Source organism: Streptococcus intermedius SK54 = ATCC 27335 (assembly GCF_000413475.1).
Classification (GTDB): domain Bacteria; phylum Bacillota; class Bacilli; order Lactobacillales; family Streptococcaceae; genus Streptococcus; species Streptococcus intermedius.
In genome coordinates, this window is record NZ_ATFK01000005.1 from 55,561 (window position 1) to 73,797 (window position 18,237).

The 18,237-nt window shown below is 39.2% G+C and carries 16 protein-coding genes and 1 riboswitch; of the genes, 15 read left to right on the plus strand and 1 reads right to left on the minus strand.

Annotation, left to right across the window (positions count from 1 at the left end; genetic code table 11):
* The 12 genes from HMPREF1654_RS06955 (at window position 1) to HMPREF1654_RS07010 (ending at window position 15,463) form a co-directional block, all read left to right on the plus strand.
* The gene (locus tag HMPREF1654_RS06955; RefSeq protein ID WP_003075831.1) at window positions 1-708 is read left to right on the plus strand and encodes an L-ribulose-5-phosphate 4-epimerase; all 708 of its coding nucleotides are present in this window, start codon (window positions 1-3) and stop codon (window positions 706-708) included.
* Window positions 709-920: 212 nt separating this feature from the next.
* Window positions 921-2,591: a BglG family transcription antiterminator gene (locus HMPREF1654_RS06960; RefSeq protein ID WP_003074032.1), complete on the plus strand. Its 1,671-nt coding sequence runs from the start codon at window positions 921-923 to the stop codon at window positions 2,589-2,591.
* Between the two features lie 161 nt (window positions 2,592-2,752).
* Entirely contained in the window at window positions 2,753-3,844 is a 1,092-nt protein-coding gene (gene ulaG / locus HMPREF1654_RS06965; protein WP_003074034.1) for an L-ascorbate 6-phosphate lactonase, read from the plus strand.
* A gap of 140 nt (window positions 3,845-3,984) precedes the next feature.
* A complete protein-coding gene (gene tkt / locus HMPREF1654_RS06970; RefSeq protein ID WP_003076210.1) occupies window positions 3,985-5,961 on the plus strand; it encodes a transketolase in 1,977 nt (658 codons plus the stop codon).
* Window positions 5,962-6,639: 678 nt separating this feature from the next.
* Window positions 6,640-6,978, plus strand: coding sequence for a preprotein translocase subunit YajC (gene yajC / locus HMPREF1654_RS06975; RefSeq protein WP_003076043.1), 339 nt, complete (start codon window positions 6,640-6,642; stop codon window positions 6,976-6,978).
* Between the two features lie 467 nt (window positions 6,979-7,445).
* A complete protein-coding gene (locus tag HMPREF1654_RS06980; RefSeq protein WP_003074042.1) occupies window positions 7,446-8,195 on the plus strand; it encodes an isoprenyl transferase in 750 nt (249 codons plus the stop codon).
* Between the two features lie 8 nt (window positions 8,196-8,203).
* The gene (locus tag HMPREF1654_RS06985; RefSeq protein WP_003074045.1) at window positions 8,204-9,007 is read left to right on the plus strand and encodes a phosphatidate cytidylyltransferase; all 804 of its coding nucleotides are present in this window, start codon (window positions 8,204-8,206) and stop codon (window positions 9,005-9,007) included.
* 151 nt (window positions 9,008-9,158) lie between these two features.
* The gene (locus tag HMPREF1654_RS06990; protein ID WP_003076026.1) at window positions 9,159-10,430 is read left to right on the plus strand and encodes a M50 family metallopeptidase; all 1,272 of its coding nucleotides are present in this window, start codon (window positions 9,159-9,161) and stop codon (window positions 10,428-10,430) included.
* 33 nt (window positions 10,431-10,463) lie between these two features.
* Window positions 10,464-12,323, plus strand: a complete 1,860-nt coding sequence (locus HMPREF1654_RS06995; protein WP_003075896.1) for a proline--tRNA ligase — start codon at window positions 10,464-10,466, stop codon at window positions 12,321-12,323.
* 253 nt (window positions 12,324-12,576) lie between these two features.
* On the plus strand, window positions 12,577-13,215 hold the full coding sequence (locus HMPREF1654_RS07000; RefSeq protein WP_003075800.1) for a hypothetical protein: 639 nt from the start codon (window positions 12,577-12,579) through the stop codon (window positions 13,213-13,215).
* 201 nt (window positions 13,216-13,416) lie between these two features.
* On the plus strand, window positions 13,417-14,721 hold the full coding sequence (locus tag HMPREF1654_RS07005; protein ID WP_037589417.1) for a bifunctional folylpolyglutamate synthase/dihydrofolate synthase: 1,305 nt from the start codon (window positions 13,417-13,419) through the stop codon (window positions 14,719-14,721).
* 58 nt (window positions 14,722-14,779) lie between these two features.
* Window positions 14,780-14,869: riboswitch (THF riboswitch) on the plus strand.
* Window positions 14,870-14,902: 33 nt separating this feature from the next.
* Entirely contained in the window at window positions 14,903-15,463 is a 561-nt protein-coding gene (locus HMPREF1654_RS07010) for a folate family ECF transporter S component (RefSeq protein WP_003075897.1), read from the plus strand.
* A gap of 290 nt (window positions 15,464-15,753) precedes the next feature.
* Here the strand turns inward: HMPREF1654_RS07010 and pepA are convergent, their stop codons facing one another.
* Window positions 15,754-16,818, minus strand: a complete 1,065-nt coding sequence (pepA, locus tag HMPREF1654_RS07015; protein WP_016670409.1) for a glutamyl aminopeptidase — start codon at window positions 16,816-16,818, stop codon at window positions 15,754-15,756.
* A 119-nt stretch (window positions 16,819-16,937) separates the two neighbouring features.
* Between pepA and HMPREF1654_RS07020 the strand changes: the two genes are divergently transcribed.
* The 3 genes from HMPREF1654_RS07020 to ytpR are packed head-to-tail and all read left to right on the plus strand — an operon-like array spanning window position 16,938 to window position 18,182.
* Window positions 16,938-17,225, plus strand: coding sequence for a DUF4651 domain-containing protein (locus HMPREF1654_RS07020; protein ID WP_003074072.1), 288 nt, complete (start codon window positions 16,938-16,940; stop codon window positions 17,223-17,225).
* Entirely contained in the window at window positions 17,222-17,539 is a 318-nt protein-coding gene (locus HMPREF1654_RS07025; RefSeq protein WP_003074074.1) for a thioredoxin family protein, read from the plus strand. Before HMPREF1654_RS07020 ends, HMPREF1654_RS07025 begins: the two co-directional genes overlap by 4 nt.
* Window positions 17,540-17,555: 16 nt before the next feature.
* The gene (gene ytpR, locus HMPREF1654_RS07030) at window positions 17,556-18,182 is read left to right on the plus strand and encodes a YtpR family tRNA-binding protein (protein WP_003076063.1); all 627 of its coding nucleotides are present in this window, start codon (window positions 17,556-17,558) and stop codon (window positions 18,180-18,182) included.
* The last annotated feature ends 55 nt before the right edge of the window (window positions 18,183-18,237 follow it).

Here is an 18,237-nt window from a genome sequence, read left to right on the forward strand (position 1 = left end):
ATGGCAAAATTATTATCAGAAATGCGCCAACGTGTCTGTGATGCTAATAAATCACTGCCAGTACATGGACTCGTCAAATTTACTTGGGGGAATGTTTCCGAGGTTGACCGTGAAGCAGGGCTTATTGTTATTAAACCTTCTGGTGTTGACTATGACAAATTGACACCTGAAAATATGGTGGTAACGGACTTGGATGGAAATATTGTCGAAGGTGATCTCAATCCATCTTCGGATTTACCAACACATGTTGAGCTTTATAAGGCTTGGCCGGAAGTTGGTGGTATTGTTCATACGCACTCAACAGAAGCTGTTGGTTGGGCGCAAGCTGGGCGCGATATTCCTTTCTATGGGACAACACACGCAGACTATTTCTATGGTCCGGTACCTTGCGCACGTTCCTTGACAGCAGCTGAAGTTGATACTGCCTATGAAAAAGAAACTGGGACAGTTATTATTGAAGAATTTACCAATCGTGGATTGGATCCAGTAGCCGTTCCTGGTATTGTCGTTCGCAATCACGGACCATTTACTTGGGGTAAAAATCCAGAACAGGCTGTTTACCATGCAGTTGTGCTTGAAGAAGTAGCGAAAATGAATCGTCTCACAGAACAAATCAATCCACGTGTCGAACCAGCACCAAAATACATTATGGATAAACATTACTTGCGTAAACATGGTCCAAACGCTTACTATGGACAGAAAAAGTAAGAATAATAAGAACAATGATAAGAAATATCTTAAGGAGTGGAACGATCACCATGATTGCAAAGTGTCATGCTGGTCAGTTCCACGCCTTCCTTTTCTCATTTTGTCTCCGTAAAAACTCAAGATAGCCAAATAATAACGAGGTGTTTCAATTGCGTAGGAAGATGTGTGAAAAGATGTTATAATAATTTACAATCCCTTTCAAGGAGTAAATGATGATATTATTGGACCAAACAAGTTGTGACTTACTAAGATACTTCATTCAGTTGAAAGAGCCAGAAACGATTATGACGATTTCACGGGCAACCAATCAATCGCGGAGGAAGATTTATTATCATTTGGAAAAAATCAATGACGCTTTGGCAGAGGTTGGTGAAATGATTAGCAGTCGTCCGAGAGTAGGGATTGTGTTAACTGCACAGCAAAAGGAATTATGCCAATCCTTGCTGGAAGGAGTCGATTCTTATAGTTATGTCATGAGCATGACCGAGCGCATGCAGTTGACCGTTCTGTATATTTGTGTTGCAAACAAGCGTGTCACCATTGAAAAACTGATGGAATTGACCGAGGTGTCTCGGAATACCGTTCTTAATGATTTGAACGAAATCCGCAATCAGTTAGCTTCAGAGCAGTATCAAGTCAACCTTACATCCACAAAAGCGCAAGGATATCTTTTGAAATGTCATCCGCTCAATAAAATCCAATATGTACATTCTCTCTTGTATCACATTTTTGCAGAGGGGAATCATAGTTTTGTTACGATTTTAACAAAGAAGATAAGGAATTTTGTTGGTGATGAGATTCTTCTGTCGGATGATTTACAAGACTTTCTTAACCAAAGGGTACAAGATGTAGAGCAAGATTTAGGTAAGAAAATCAATCGCCATGAAATCAAATTTATGTTGCAAGTCTTGCCATATCTTCTGTTGAGTTGTCGAAATATGGCTTTAAGTGAAGAAGAACAGGAAGATTTGAAGCGTGAGTTTACCTTGATTCGCAAGCGGATTGAATATCAAGCAGCTAAACATTTGAATAACAATTTAGGGGCGACATTTGGCTTGAAACTAAATGATATTGAGATTTCACTCTTAACTGTTCTTTTGCTTTCTTACCGGAAAGATCGGGATATTCATGCAACCAGTCAAGATTTTGTCCAATTAAAAGAAGCGATTGATGAGTTTATCTGGCGTTTTGAAGTTAGTTCGCACTTTGAAATTGAAAATAAAGAAGATTTGTTGCGGAATTTATTGACGCATTGCAAAGCTCTACTATTTCGTAAAACCTACGGCATTCTGTCTAAAAATCCATTGACAAGACAGATCAAGGAAAAATATGCAGATTTGTTTGCAGTCACTAAGTCTTGTTCCGTGATTTTAGAGGAAGCTTGGCTTATTTCATTAACTGATGATGAAGTTGCTTACCTTGCCTTGCACATGGGTGGATTCTTAAAACACAATCGTGCTGAAAAACAAGATGCCAAACGGATTTATTTAGTCTGCGATGAAGGAGTAGCTGTGCAGAAATTGCTACTCAAACAGTGCTTGTATCATTTACCAAATGAAAATTTAGGTGCTGTTTTTACGACGGAACAATTCAAGAGTGTGGAAGATATTTTAGATGTGGACTTATTGATTACGACAAATGATGGGCTGGAAACCACTTTACCAACGATACAAGTTCAGCCTATTTTGGATTATGAAGATGTATTAAATATTACTTCTTTTGTCAAAGATCAAACTCTTTCAACTAAAGGAGTACGATTTAGTCAAGAGTTAGAGCACCTTTTAGCGTCTTACATCAAAGATTCAGCTCGGACACAAGAGCTGAAAAATAAAATTCAAAAACTTGTAAATGAAGAATTATTATCAACTTCAACGGAAGAATGAAAGAATGGATGACTAGCTAGGGATAGAATTCCCGGCTTTTTTAAGTACTAAAAATAGTCCAATCTTGAACACAGCCTTGTGTTTTATTTGGTCTTTTTTTCTCTCTTAGAGCAGATTATACTAAAGATAGAAATATAACATTATCTTGAGGAGGAACAATCATGCCAAATGTAAAAGAAATTACAAGAGAATCTTGGATTTTATCCACTTTCCCAGAATGGGGCACCTGGCTCAATGAAGAAATTGAAGAGGAAGTCGTGCCTGAGGGTAACTTTGCTATGTGGTGGTTAGGGAATTGTGGTGTTTGGATTAAGACACCAGGTGGTGCTAATGTGGTTATGGATCTTTGGTCTAACCGCGGAAAATCAACAAAGAAAGTAAAAGATATGGTGCGGGGGCACCAAATGGCAAATATGGCAGGCGTACGTAAATTGCAACCAAACTTACGCGTGCAGCCAATGGTGATTGATCCATTTATGATTAATGAGTTGGACTATTATCTGGTATCGCATTTTCACAGTGACCATATTGATGTCAATACTGCAGCAGCGATTGTCAACAATCCGAAATTGAATCATGTTAAATTTGTCGGACCTTATGAATGTGGCGAAATCTGGAAAAAATGGGGTGTCCCAGAAGAACGTATCATCGTGATTAAGCCCGGCGAAAGTTTTGAGTTTAAAGATATTAAAGTATCGGCTGTGGAATCTTTCGACCGGACTTGCTTGGTAACACTTCCAGTTGATGGTGCTGATGCCCAAGATGGTGAACTGAAAGGTCTGCCTGTAACAGATGAAGAAATGGCACGTAAAGCAGTCAATTATATCTTTGAAACGCCAGGTGGTACAATTTATCATGGTGCAGATTCGCACTTCTCAAATTATTTTGCCAAACACGGAAAAGATTTCAAGATTGATGTGGCTATTAATAACTACGGTGATAACCCAATCGGTATTCAAGATAAGATGACTTCGATTGATTTGCTTCGTATGGCTGAAAATCTTCGTGCCAAAGTTATTATTCCAGTTCATTATGATATCTGGTCTAACTTCATGGCTTCAACGGACGAGATTTTAGCCTTGTGGAAGATGCGCAAAGAGCGCCTCCAATATCAATTCCACCCATTCATCTGGGAAGTCGGTGGTAAATATACCTATCCGCAAGATAAAGACAGGATTGAATATCATCACCCACGTGGCTTTGATGATTGCTTCGAGCATGATTCGAATATTCAATTTAAGGCCTTATTATAAAATGTTAACTCGAAATTATCCGTATGCGTTGCGATATACGGATAATTTTCATATAATAGAAGATGGAATGTTATCGTTTTCCAAATGATTAATAGCTTATCTTTGTTGAAGATAAGTGCTTATATAAAAAGGAGAATTCAATGTCAAATTTATCTGTCAATGCCATTCGTTTTTTAGGAATTGATGCCATTGAAAAATCAAAATCTGGTCACCCAGGTGTTGTCATGGGAGCAGCTCCGATGGCTTATGACTTGTTTACCAAGCAAATGCGCATCAATCCAGAAGTTCCAAATTGGATCAATCGCGATCGGTTTGTTTTATCAGCTGGTCATGGCTCTATGTTACTCTATGCCCTTCTCCATTTGTCTGGTTTTCAAGATGTTACAATGGAAGAACTCAAGAACTTCCGTCAATGGGGTTCTAAAACGCCTGGGCATCCCGAATTTGGACATACTGCTGGTGTAGATGCGACAACTGGGCCACTTGGTCAAGGAATTTCTATGGCAACTGGTTTTGCACAAGCAGAACGTTTCCTAGCGGCTAAGTATAATCGTGAAGGGTATAACCTCTTTGACCACTATACGTATGTGATCTGTGGTGATGGAGACTTGATGGAAGGTGTAGCTGCTGAAGCAGCTTCTTATGCTGGACTCCAAAAGCTAGACAAGCTCATCGTTCTCTATGACTCCAACGATATTAATCTGGATGGAGAAACCAAGGATTCCTTTACAGAAAGTGTTCGGGCGCGTTATGATGCTTATGGTTGGCACACAGATTTGGTCAAAGATGGCACAGACTTAGAAGCGATCAATGCAGCGATTGAGGCTGCAAAAGTTTCTGGCAAACCGTCCTTAATTGAAGTGAAAACAGTGATTGGTTATGGTTCACCAAACAAACAAGGGACTAATGCCGTTCATGGAGCTCCTCTTGGTGCAGAAGAAGTAGCCGCTACTCGTAAAGCTCTTACTTGGGATTACGAACCGTTTGAAATTCCTGAAGAAGTCTACGAAGATTATCGGGTCAATGTTGCCGAACGTGGGAAAGCTGCTTATGATGCTTGGGTAAAACTTGTTGAAGCATACAAACAAGCCTATCCTGACTTAGCTGAAGAAGTAGCTGCTGTTATTGCGGGACAAGATCCAGTTGAGATCAAGCCAGAAGATTTCCCAGTAGTAGAAACAGGTTTCTCACAAGCTACTCGTAATTCTAGCCAAGATGCTTTAAATGCGGCAGCAAAAGTACTTCCAACATTCCTTGGTGGCTCTGCTGATCTAGCTCATTCTAATATGACTTATATCAAAGAAGATGGCTTGCAAGATGATGCCCACCGCCTTAACCGCAACATTCAATTTGGTGTACGTGAATTTGCTATGGGAACGATTCTGAATGGTATGGCACTTCACGGGGGACTTCGTGTTTATGGTGGTACATTCTTTGTGTTCTCAGATTATGTCAAAGCGGCTATTCGTTTATCAGCTCTTCAAGGCTTGCCTGTAACCTATGTCTTTACACATGATTCAATTGCAGTTGGTGAGGATGGTCCAACTCATGAACCAATTGAGCACTTAGCAGGTCTTCGTGCAATTCCAAACCTCAATGTTTTGCGCCCAGCAGATGCACGTGAAACACAGGCTGCTTGGTACTTGGCGCTGAAGAGTCAAACAACTCCAACAGCTTTGGTTCTCACACGTCAAAACTTGACAGTTGAAGCTGGAACTGACTTTGACAAGGTGGCGAAAGGAGCTTATGTTGTATATGAAACAGCAAATGGTTTTGATACAATTCTTCTGGCATCTGGTTCTGAAGTTAATTTAGCTGTAGCGGCTGCAAAAGAGTTGGAGGCTAAAGGAGAAAAGATTCGTGTTGTCAGCGTACCATCAACAGATATCTTTGATGCACAAGATGCTGCCTACAAAGAAGAAATTTTACCACATTCAGTCCGTCGCCGTGTCGCGATTGAAATGGCTGCAAGTCAGTCTTGGTACAAATATGTTGGACTTGATGGAGCTGTGATTGGTATTGACAAATTTGGCGCTTCTGCCCCAGCTGCTAAAGTGCTTAAAGAATATGGTTTCACCGTTGATCATATCGCAGAAGTTGTGAAAAACTTGAAATAATGATGTTAAAGAGAAAAAACCGAGGCAAAATATCAAGCCTCGGTTTTTCTAACTAGAAACGCTATAATGAAACTCGAAAAATATATTTTGAGGGTGTGAAGATACAAAAAAACTATATACTTTCTCGTCTGTTGATGGAATTAAATTTCCTATGTCCATTTGAATCTCCCTCGTTCTACCGTTCTTGAGGTTGCTGAAAAAAATATTGTACTACTGGGGCAACAGGCCAAAAATCTTTTTTTAAAAATAGAATAAACATCAATTTTATTTAGTTAGTTTGAGGGATAAAAAAACGACAGGCATGAAGCATTCGGCAGAAGTTTTAGAAGAAAGGTGGCTATCTTTTACTCATAACAAGGAGGAACTTTTGTAGCTGGATTCAAGAGCAGTCACACATTCTGGGGTTCTTTTTTGCTAAGAGAAATACAGCGAAGCTGATTGTGAATGAGGAGGTTAATCCAAACTTGACTGTTGATTTTCATCTCTTTGTTCATACCGCAATGCTTAAGATTACTTATACTGACTTTCTACGTTTTTGAAAAAGCAAAGCACGTTATCAAAAGAAGTTGCTACTAGCTTTGCTTCAATAGAAATCCTTTTAGAAATTTAATCCTCTCCTTGTAAATTCTCTAGGAATCTGCTATAGTAGATAATATATGAAATCTAAAGGAGACTAAAATGGGTAACGGTTTTTCAATTTTAATTATGTTGGTTGTCATGATGGGCTTGATGTTCTTCATGCAACGTTCTCAAAAGAAACAAGCAGATAAACGGATGGAAAGCTTGAATAAATTACAAAAGGGATATGAAGTCATTACAATTGGTGGTTTGTATGGTACGGTTGATGAAGTCGATACTGAAAAGAAAACAGTTGTCCTTGATGTAGATGGTGTTTACTTGACATTTGAATTAACAGCGATTAAGACGGTGTTGCCGCTGACGGAAGGAATCACAGCAGTTGCCGGTGCAGACGGAAGTGTTGAGATGTCAGAAGATACAGCTATCGAAAAAGAATAGTATTGGTTTAAATAGGCAAAAAGAATTGGAACTCCAGTTCTTTTTTATTTTTACTTGACAAACTCCTTTATTAAACGCTCGGTTAATTGTGAATTTATACTAGTCCAATGAAATAGATAGTGTGCAAGTATAAATGATTCTTATCCACGAGATATTTTATACAATCAGGCTGAAAATGCTTTGGTTATTTGGTAGTAGGGGACAACTGATTTGTCTTTTGAACCATGTAATCAGCACAATTTACTTATTTTTGACGAAGCATTTGTTAATTGTTAAATATTTCCTTGGCAGAGTATGGTTTTACATGGATAACCTTTTTATCTATCGCAACATGATGTGAATAGGAAGTTGGAATAAAACTTTTTGTTTATCCAATTTCTTTTTTTACTTGAAAAACTAGCATAAATCCCATTTTTAGAGGATTTATGATATAATGAACTGTAAAACTTTATTAGGAAAACAAGTACATGTTTAGTTTTAAGAAAAAAGAAAAAATAGAAATACCGTTACAAATACCAAGACATATCGGTATCATTATGGACGGGAATGGTCGTTGGGCTAAAAAGCGCATGCAGCCACGTATTTTTGGACATAAATCTGGAATGGAAACCCTGCAAAATGTTACTATTGCAGCCAAGGAATTAGGTGTTCAAGTATTGACAGTCTACGCTTTCTCTACGGAAAATTGGTCGCGTCCTGAAAAAGAAGTCAGCTTCATCATGAACTTGCCAGTTGAATTTTACGATCGTTATGTGCCTGAGTTACATCGAAATAATGTAAAAATTCAAATGATAGGGGATACGGAGCGTTTGCCTAAGGCAACTTATGAAGCTCTATGCAAAGCAGAAGAGCTGACACAACTCAATACGGGGTTAATTCTTAATTTTGCTTTAAATTACGGTGGACGTGCTGAGATTATTCAAGCTGTTAAGATGATTGCTCAGGATGTGCTAGATGCCAAATTCAGTCCAGGAGAAATTGATGAGGAAATGATTGCCAACTACTTACAAACCAGCAATCTACCTCGCTTGTTGCGTGATCCGGATTTGGTCATTCGGACGAGTGGGGAATTACGTTTGAGTAATTTCCTGCCTTGGCAAAGTGCGTACAGTGAGCTGTATTTTACAGATACTTTATGGCCAGATTTTGATGAAAAAGCATTGAAAGCAGCTATTAAGGAATATAGTAAACGAAATCGTCGATTTGGCGGTGTGTAGGAGAATTTATGGATAAAGATTTACAAAGACGTGTGATATTTGGAGGCATGGCACTTGCTATTTTCATTCCGGTTTTGATGATGGGAGGACCTCTTCTGCAAATTGGGATGGGACTTTTAGCTATGCTAGGTGTTCATGAATTACTGCAAATGAAAGGGCTTAAGACAACTACTCTAGAAGGCATCTTAGCCATGTTGGCAGCTTTTGTGCTGACGATTCCGCTTGAAAATTATCTAAAATTTTTGCCAGTAGACGGGAATGTTGTGGCTTATGGATTGGTTGTTTTTGTCTTATTGGGTGCGACTGTTTTAGGGAAAAATTACAGTTTCGAAGATGCGGCTTATCCGATTGCTGCTAGTTTTTATGTTGGAATTGGCTTCAATGCCTTGCTAGATGCGCGTGTCGCAGGTTTTGACAAAGTGTTGCTAGCCTTGTTTATTGTCTGGGCAACCGATAGTGGAGCTTACTTGGTAGGGCGAAGATATGGTGTTCGTCGTTTAGCTCCTCATGTTTCACCAAATAAGACTGTAGAAGGCAGCATAGGAGGAGTAGTTTCAGCAGTTTTAGTGACAGTTATCTTTATGTTATTTGATAAAAATGTTGCTGCACCTTATCATTTGCCAGTCATGCTTCTTTTGGCTGTATTCTTTAGTATCGCAGGCCAATTTGGCGATTTGGTAGAAAGTGCGATTAAACGCCACTTTGACGTTAAAGATTCAGGTAAATTTATCCCAGGGCATGGTGGCGTTTTAGACCGTTTTGATAGTATGTTATTTGTCTTTCCTTTGATGCATTTCTTTGGATTGTTCTAATGAGAAAGGCGAAAAGAATTTCCAGAAATGGAAATTCTTTTGTAAATGTATAGTGTAAGTAAACCTTAAGCAAATTGAGTTATTCTTGCTTTAGGTTATCTATATAGACTAAGTGAAATCATTACCATGAGAAAGTAGAAAGGTTGGTGTAATGCAATCAGGTATTATAGGAATCGTTACCTTTATCATTATTTTTGGAATTATTGTTGTCGTTCATGAATTTGGACATTTCTATTTTGCGAAAAAATCAGGCATTTTGGTACGCGAGTTTTCCATTGGAATGGGTCCAAAAATTTTTGCTCATATTGGCAAAGATGGGACAGCATATACTATTCGGATGTTACCGCTAGGTGGCTATGTTCGTATGGCAGGCTGGGGTGATGACGCAACAGAGATTAAGACGGGAACACCTGCTAGTTTGACTTTAAATGAAGCAAGCAAGGTTATCCGAATCAATCTTTCGGGCAAGAAAATCGACCAGACGGCTTTGCCCATGAATGTGACAGGCTTTGATTTGGAAGATAAGCTTGAAATCACTGGTTTGGTACTAGATGAGCAAAAAACGTATGCGGTTGACCATGACGCAACAATCGTAGAAGAAGACGGTACAGAAGTGAGGATTGCACCACTTGATGTCCAATATCAAAATGCCAGCCTTGGTGGTCGCCTCATTACCAATTTTGCGGGACCAATGAACAACTTCATTTTGGGAATTGTAGCTTTTTTGCTGTTGATTTTTATGCAGGGTGGTGTTGCAGATCAACATACAAACCATGTTCGGATTTTACAGGGTAGTGTCCTAGCTCAAGCCGGTGTAAAAAATAATGACCAAATTTTAAAAGTTGGTCAAGCAGAGATCAAGAATTGGTCAGATTTGACTCAAGCTGTTCAGTCTGAGACGAAAGCTAGCAAAGGACAGGCAGAACTAACCATAACTGTTAAAAGTGGAAATAAAATTCAAAAGCTTACAGTTAAGCCCAAAAAAGAGCAAGGCAGATATTTATTAGGAGTAATGCCAGGCTTGAAGTCGGATCTTCCATCGATGATCGCAGGTGGGTTTAGCATGGCTTGGAATGCTAGCTTCCGCATCTTTGCAGCTTTGAAAAATTTGATTTTCCACCCAGATATCAATAAATTGGGGGGGCCTGTGGCCATTTACAAAGCTAGTAGTGATGCTGCCAAAGGTGGGCTTGAAAGTGTTATCGCTCTATTGGCTATGCTTTCTCTAAACATCGGTATTTTTAATCTCATTCCTATTCCCGCACTTGATGGTGGAAAGATTGTTCTCAACCTTCTTGAAGCCATTCGTCGCAAACCATTAAAGCAGGAGACAGAAACCTATGTCACTTTAGCAGGTGTCGCTGTTATGGTGGTGCTGTTAATTGCAGTCACGTGGAATGATATTATGCGAACCTTTTTTTAAACAGCCATTCTAAAATAACAAAAGGAAGAATTTATGAAACAAAGTAAAATGTTAATCCCAACGCTACGCGAAATGCCTAGTGATGCTCAAGTAATCAGCCATGCCTTACTATTGCGCGCGGGTTATGTCCGTCAAATATCAGCAGGTGTCTATTCTTATTTGCCGTTGGCCAATCGGGTGATTGAAAAAGCAAAGAAAATCATGCGCGAAGAATTTGAAAAAATCGGTGCGGTAGAAATGCTGGCGCCAGCCCTCCTTAGTGCGGATCTTTGGCGTGAATCAGGCCGGTACGACACCTATGGTGAAGACCTCTATAAATTAAAAAATCGTGAGGGTTCAGATTTTATCTTGGGACCAACTCATGAAGAAACATTCACCGCAATTGTGCGAGATTCTGTAAAATCTTATAAGCAATTACCGCTCAATCTTTATCAGATTCAAGCAAAATATCGTGATGAAAAGCGTCCTCGAAACGGATTATTACGGACACGTGAATTTATCATGAAAGATGGTTATAGTTTCCATGCCAATTACGATAGTTTGGATGTGACTTATGATGCGTATAAGACTGCTTACGAGAATATTTTTACACGAAGTGAGATTGATTTCAAAGGGATTATTGGTGATGGTGGTGCTATGGGTGGGAAAGATAGCCAAGAATTTATGGCGATTACACCCGATCGTACAGATCTTACTCGCTGGGTTGTCTTGGACAAGTCGGTCTCTAGCTTTGATGAGATTCCAGCAGACGTACAAGAAGCTATCAAGGAAGAATTGACAGGCTGGTTAGTGTCTGGTGAGGATACTGTTGTTTATTCGAGTGAGTCAGGTTATGCTGCAAATCTTGAAATGGCAACAAATGAATACAAACCAAGCAATCGTGTTGTAGCCGAAGATGAATTGACTCGTGTAGAGACTCCAGATTGCAAGTCGATTGATGAAGTTGCTGCCTTTCTTCATATGGATGAAAGCCAGACAATCAAAACGTTGGTTTATATTGCTGATGAAAAACCGATTGTGGCTCTGCTTGTTGGAAATGATCAATTGAATGAAGTGAAACTGAAAAATTATTTAGGGGCTGATTTCTTTGAACCAGCAAGTGAAGACGAGGTTCGTGAGTTATTTGGAGCAAACTTTGGCTCACTCGGTCCAGTTCATCTCCCAGGAGATATTCAAATCATTGCAGACCGAAAAGTGGAAGATATCCACAATGCAGTAGTTGGTGCCAATGAAGACGGTTATCATTTGACTGGTGTCAATCCAGGTAGAGACTTCCTAGCAGAATATGTGGATATTCGTGAAGTGCAGGAAGGAGAAATTTCACCTGATGGACAGGGAATTTTGAAATTTGCACGTGGTATTGAAATCGGACATATTTTTAAGTTGGGCACTCGTTACTCAGAAAGTATGAATGCGACTGTTTTAGATGAAAATGGTCGGGCAGTTCCTGTTGTAATGGGCTGCTATGGCATTGGAGTTAGTCGCCTCTTATCAGCAGTTATGGAGCAACACGCACGTCTCTTTGTCAATAAGACCCCTAAAGGGGATTATCGCTATGCTTGGGGGATCAATTTCCCTAAAGAATTGGCACCATTTGATGTGCATTTAATCCCTATAAATGTCAAAGATGAGGAAGCTCTTGTGTTGACCGCCCAACTAGAAACAGAGTTGGTCAATGCTGGCTACGAAGTCTTGACAGATGACCGTAAGGAACGTGCCGGTGTGAAATTTAGTGATAGTGACTTGATTGGTCTGCCAATTCGTGTAACGGTCGGGAAAAAAGCAGCAGATGGAATCGTTGAAGTCAAAATTAAAGCAACTGGTGATACGATTGAAGTGAATGTGGAAAATCTCCTTGAAACACTGGAAATCTTAACGAAGAAAAATAATTAAAGACATCTAAAACGAGAGATGAATTGGAATTTAAAAACAGGAAAATCGCAATTGGAGTGTTCCAAAAGAGATTTTCCTGTTTTTTAAGTAGGCATTTTGCTTCGGCTTCTTATTGTGGGATAACGAACGACGGTTAAAGGAAAGATGATTTACTTTGTTTTCTTCTCTTTAGGTGTAAAAGATGACTGTTTAGGGCTTTCTCTGATGAAGGCATAAAAATTTTTTATACTAGAAGGTAAAGAAAGGAGTTAAAATGAGAAACATAAAAAATATTCTTCAAATGAGTTTGCTGATTGTTCTGATACAAATTGTGTTGGTATTGTTGACGATACCTTTTCCCAAAACGTTATCATTTCAGCAGTCAAGTTTTGTATTTTTGTTCATTCTATTTTTTTGTGGCTTGCTTTATTTTCGCTATTTTTCCAGAGAATTAACAGATTTTAAAGCAGAGCTCTTAACGGCTCATTACTGGTCCCTACTGCGATTATCCTATCTCATGATGGTATTTATCAATGCCATAGGAGCTTATCTGATGATATTGGAGGGGATGGTAGTAGCGTCAGAAGGTCAACAATTACTCCTGAGCCTGTTTGTCCACTCGTCCCTTTTCTTACTAGGTGTTGATATAGTAGCTCTCGTGCCTGAGGTGCGGTCATCTATTATTCATTTTTTAGTTTCAAAAGGTCAAGCACGAACGAGTTTTGTGATAGGGAGTTTATTGTTTATCCTTTTACGAAATCCAGCAGGCTTAACTTGTTTTATCATTTATACGGGCTTAGGATGTTTGCTTTCACTCTTTATTCCCAAGTCACTTCTTCGTTTGGAATTTTCCATTTTCAGTCATTTAGTGCGCAATAGTTTTTCTCTTTTTTTCTTACTCTTTTTTTGGTAATTTTTTTGCCATTCACTAAGTATATCAATGATTTTCGTGGGTTAAAAATGATGAGGCGGTAGAATATTAGAGCTAGCGTCTTATTTTCTACAATAATTCTAGGCAAAAAGGCGTACAAGAACATACTCATATTAGTCTGTTTTTGTAGAAAATCCACTTCTGTGGTAAAATGAGAGCATTATGGAATGGGTGAAAACGACAATGGAACAAAAAGAAGAACAACAGTTAGAATGGTTGCAGCAGCACCAAACAAAAGAGCCTCAATTGGGCTTAGAACGAGTGAGACGACTTTTGAGCTTACGAGGCAATCCGCATTTACTAGTATCGGTTATTCATGTTGCAGGTACTAATGGGAAAGGCTCAACAATTGCGCATTTGCGGCAGCTATTGCAAGCAAAGAAGTTACGTGTTGGAACCTTTACATCGCCTTCTCTTCTTTGTTACAACGAGCAAATTGCTATCAATGGCGTACCTATTTCAGATGAAGATTTTCATTCTTTGTTGCAAACTTACCAACAGGTCATAGAAAATCATTTTACTGATCAACTCTTACAAGCCATAACAGAATTTGAAATCATCACGGCATTGGCTTATGAGTATTTCTTCCAGAATCAGGTAGATGTGGGCATAATGGAAGTAGGGCTAGGTGGTTTATTGGACAGCACCAATGTGTGTCAACCGGATTTGACAGCTATTACGACAATCGGGCTTGATCACACAGCTATTTTAGGCGCTACATTAGCAGATATTGCGGAACAGAAAGCAGGGATTATTAAGCAAGGTGTTCCGTTGGTAACAGGAAAGATTGCTTCCGAACCACTGGCCGTTATTCACAATAAGGCTCAACAAGTTCAGTCTCCTCATGTCTGTTATGGGCAAGGCTATCAGGTGGAGCCTGTACAAAGTTCGGAAGAGGGAGAAGAATTCCTGTTTTCAAATGCATATAGGCTGAAAGAAGGCTATCAAAGTGCTCTTTTGGGTGTTCATCAAGTTGAGAATGCGGGACTGGCACTTGAATTGTGCGATCAATATTGCACCTTAAAAGGTTTGTCGTTGTTAAAGAAAGATGAGGTAAGGCGGGCATTGAAACAAACGTGTTGGCCTGCTCGCTTAGAGAAACTGTCAAGTGAACCGTTAATTGTATTGGATGGTGCGCACAATCCTCATGCAATGAAAGCACTGATTGCGTCTCTAGAAAGCCATTTTCCAGATTATCAAAAAAATATCTTATTTACTTGCATTCAAACTAAGGCATTAGGGGAAATGGTTACGTTGTTAAAAACGGTGGCTAAATCTCAGTTAGTGCTCACCGTATTTGAAGATTCAAGGAGTTTTTCAAAAGAGGAGATGCAAGATTTAGCAAAACGTGAAAAGTTAGCGTATACAGAGTGGATGCCTTATTTGAAACAATATAAAACGGCCAAGTCTGAAAAGAACAAGTTGTTGCTCATCACAGGCTCTCTCTATTTCCTTGCAGAAGTGAGAAAATATCTACTGAATGACTAGTAAAAAGAGGTTTTCTAAATAGTTGAAATGTGATAGAATGAAAGAGCAATTTATTTGCAACAGAGTAAGTGGTCTGCGTTAAGTGTGTATGGATGGGATGTTGCCATACAACGAAACATTTGTGCGGTAGACCATTGCATCCGCTGTCTTTTTGACGGCTCCCAAAAGAAAAGGAGCGAATATGAAAAAAAAATCACCAACGTTGACAGTGCAACTGTTAGTTGCCCTTGCTATGATTGTGGCTCTCTGTTTTGTCTTAGAGAAGTTTTCAATCTTTCTCATCCCTCGTTTATGGAAAGTGAGCCCAGCTTTTATTGGGTATACCTTGATGGGAAGTGTTGCGGGACCTATTTTATCTGGCCTGATTTCTGCTGTTTATGATGTTGTATCTTTTTTCTTTGTAAATCAAGGTCATCCATTTATTATCTGGTTTACATTGATTGAAGCCTTGCAAGGAATTCTTTATGGTTATTTCTTTTATGGCAAAGAACTGCGATTTAAGCGGAAGAGAGATTGGCTATGGGTTACACTAGCAACTGTTGCTGTTATGGGAGTGGGTACATTCACCTTAACACCCTTAGCACTCCATTTACAATATGGTGTGCCCTTTGTCGGTTTATATGCTACTCGGGCATGGTCTGTTTTTGAAATTCCTTTACGAGTTGTTGCGACGATGCTCATTGTTCCACAATTACAACAAATCCCTGAATTACGTAAGTTAATGGGATTAAGTAATAAATAAAAAAGATGAAAGCAAAAAAGCTGGGATGGTTAATATCCGCAGCTTTTTCAAATGTAAATTTATAACCTAACTTATTTTATGAATATAAATATATTAGGCTTAGAGGTATTTTTTGTATCTTAAAATTGACAAACAACTACAGAATATGAAGTTTGGTAGAGGAAAGTTCAGGGCTATATGCGCAATAAAAACGTCCGCAACTGGGGGAAAGATCGTCACGAACTTGAATACTTATGTTATACATATCTTTGCTCGTACTGGTGAAAGTTGAGCGTGATTTTCACAAAATATTAATAACCTTGGATCAAATCAACAGTTGAGCGATCTAATTTCTTAACAAGAGCTTGTAAGAAAGCTTGGGCTTGGAGGAAATCATCTATAGCATAAAGAGTTTGATGGGAATGAATGTAGCGCGCACAGACACCAATTGTTGTAGAAGGAACACCGCCGTTTTTCAAATGAGCTGCGCCGGCATCGGTTCCGCCTTTGCCACAGTAGTATTGATACTTGATACCTGCTTCTTCTGCTGTTGTTAAAAGGAAATCTTTCATATTTGGTAACATAAGATGTCCTGGATCGAAGAAACGAATTAACGTTCCTTCTCCGATGGCACCTTGATCGCCATAAATGTCACCAGCTGGAGAACAGTCCACCGCAAGGAAAACTTCTGGGTCGAATTTAGTCGTTGAAACATGAGCCCCACGTAAGCCAACTTCTTCTTGGACGTTTGCCCCAACATAGAGTTCATTGTCAAGTTTTTGTCCAGCCAGAGCTTGAACTAGTTCACTCACCATGAGAACACCGTAACGATTATCCCAAGCTTTAGAAATAATATTTTTGCTGTTGGCGGTGAGAATAGCAGAGCTATCTGGCACAAGTGTATCTCCTGGCCGAATGCCGTAACTTTCGGCTTCTGCTTTGTCAGCAAACCCCCCGTCAAAGACAATATCTTCAATCCTTGGCAGACTTGGGCCACCTGTTCCACGTGTTAAATGTGGCGGAACGGAACCTGAAATGACAGGGATTTCGTCACCTGTACAAGTAAATAATTTAAAACGTTGACTGCTAACCACGAGGGGATTCCAGCCACCGATTTGCACCACGCGAAAAGTTCCATCGGGTTTGATTTCACTTACCATGAAGCCAACTTCATCCATATGCGCAGCTATCAAGACACGCGGTGCATCAGTAGCTTTTGAATGCTTCACTCCAAAAATACCCCCTAAGCCGTCTGTTATAACTTCATCTACGTGGGGAGTGATTTTTTCACGCAAATACTTGCGAACAGGTGCTTCGTGTCCTGAAATAGCAGCAATTTCTGTGACTTCTTTGATTTTTGAAAATAATTCTGACATCATTAACCTTCTTTCTATTCTTATTTTATCATTTTCTATCATAGTTGGGTAGCGTTCAAAGATAAAAAACAATAGTGTTTCGATTTGTCCCAATTTCTCTTTTGTGTTAAAATATTGTCATGAAAGCTAAAAAAATTTTATTAACAACAGCTGCACTTGCAGGAGTAGGGATTGCAGCTTATGCTACTAAAAAAACATTGGATGAACGAAAAGAAGCTGAGCAACGTGAACGCTTAGTCGCTGAAATTCGGGAAAGTTTGTCTGAATGGGGTCCGATTGCCACATTGTATGTGCAATTATACAAGTCAGACGAACACCGATTGGTTGGTGGTGTAGTATATGAAGATGATCGCCATATTTCATTTGTGTATGAAAATGGTGAATTGATTTATGAGGAAGAGAAATGATTATTCCGGAAACTGTTGAAGAATTAGCTGCGTTAGTCCATCATGAAGGAAAAACTGTTTTCTTTTTTACAGCTGAATGGTGCGGAGATTGTCGCTTTATTAAACCATTTCTGCCTGAGATTGAGGCAGAAAATCTTGATTTTACCTTTGTTGAGGTTAATCGTGATGATTATATGGAAGTTGCTAAAAAGTGGGATGTTTATGGAATCCCCAGCTTGATTGTACTGGAAAATGGGCAAGAAATTGGTCGTTTTGTGAATCAAGACCGAAAAACAAAAATGCAAATCAATGAATTTTTAGCTCAGTTCAACTAAAAATATAGGGGGAACAATGATTTTTACATATAATAAAGAGTATGTTGGTGACGTATTGATGGTGATTGTCGCAGACTGCCAAGATGCTAAATTAGCTGTTGAACGCATGGGCAACGTGGCACGTGTTTATCGTTTGGATAGTGCAGAAACAGTCGCTTGGAATATTTTTCAGGTTTCTAGTCTTATTGATATCACCGAACGTGGTCAAGTTTTATTAACAGACAAAGAAATTGCAATTCTTAATCAAGAATTGAGCCAAGCAGGCTTTGAACAAAAATTGGTTAATGACCTTGAGCCCAAATTTGTAGTGGGTGAAATCGTTGAAATGGTAGCTCATCCAGATAGTGATCATCTCAATATTTGTCAAGTAAAAGTAGCTGCAGATAAAAAAGTTCAAATCGTAGCAGGAGCACCTAATGTGAAAGTAGGTCTGAAGACGATTGTAGCTCTTCCAGGTGCTATGATGCCAAAAGGAAATTTGATTTTTCCTGGTAAACTGCGTGGAGTAGAAAGTTGTGGTATGATGTGTAGCCCTCGTGAGTTACAATTGCCAAATGCTCCGCAAAAACGTGGAGTTATTGAATTAGCAAGTTCAGAAGCAGTAGGAACAGCTTTTGATCCAATCAAACATTGGCAAGGATAAGTATAAATTAATCGTGAATTTTCACGATTTTTTCTTTTCGCTTACGAATAAATAG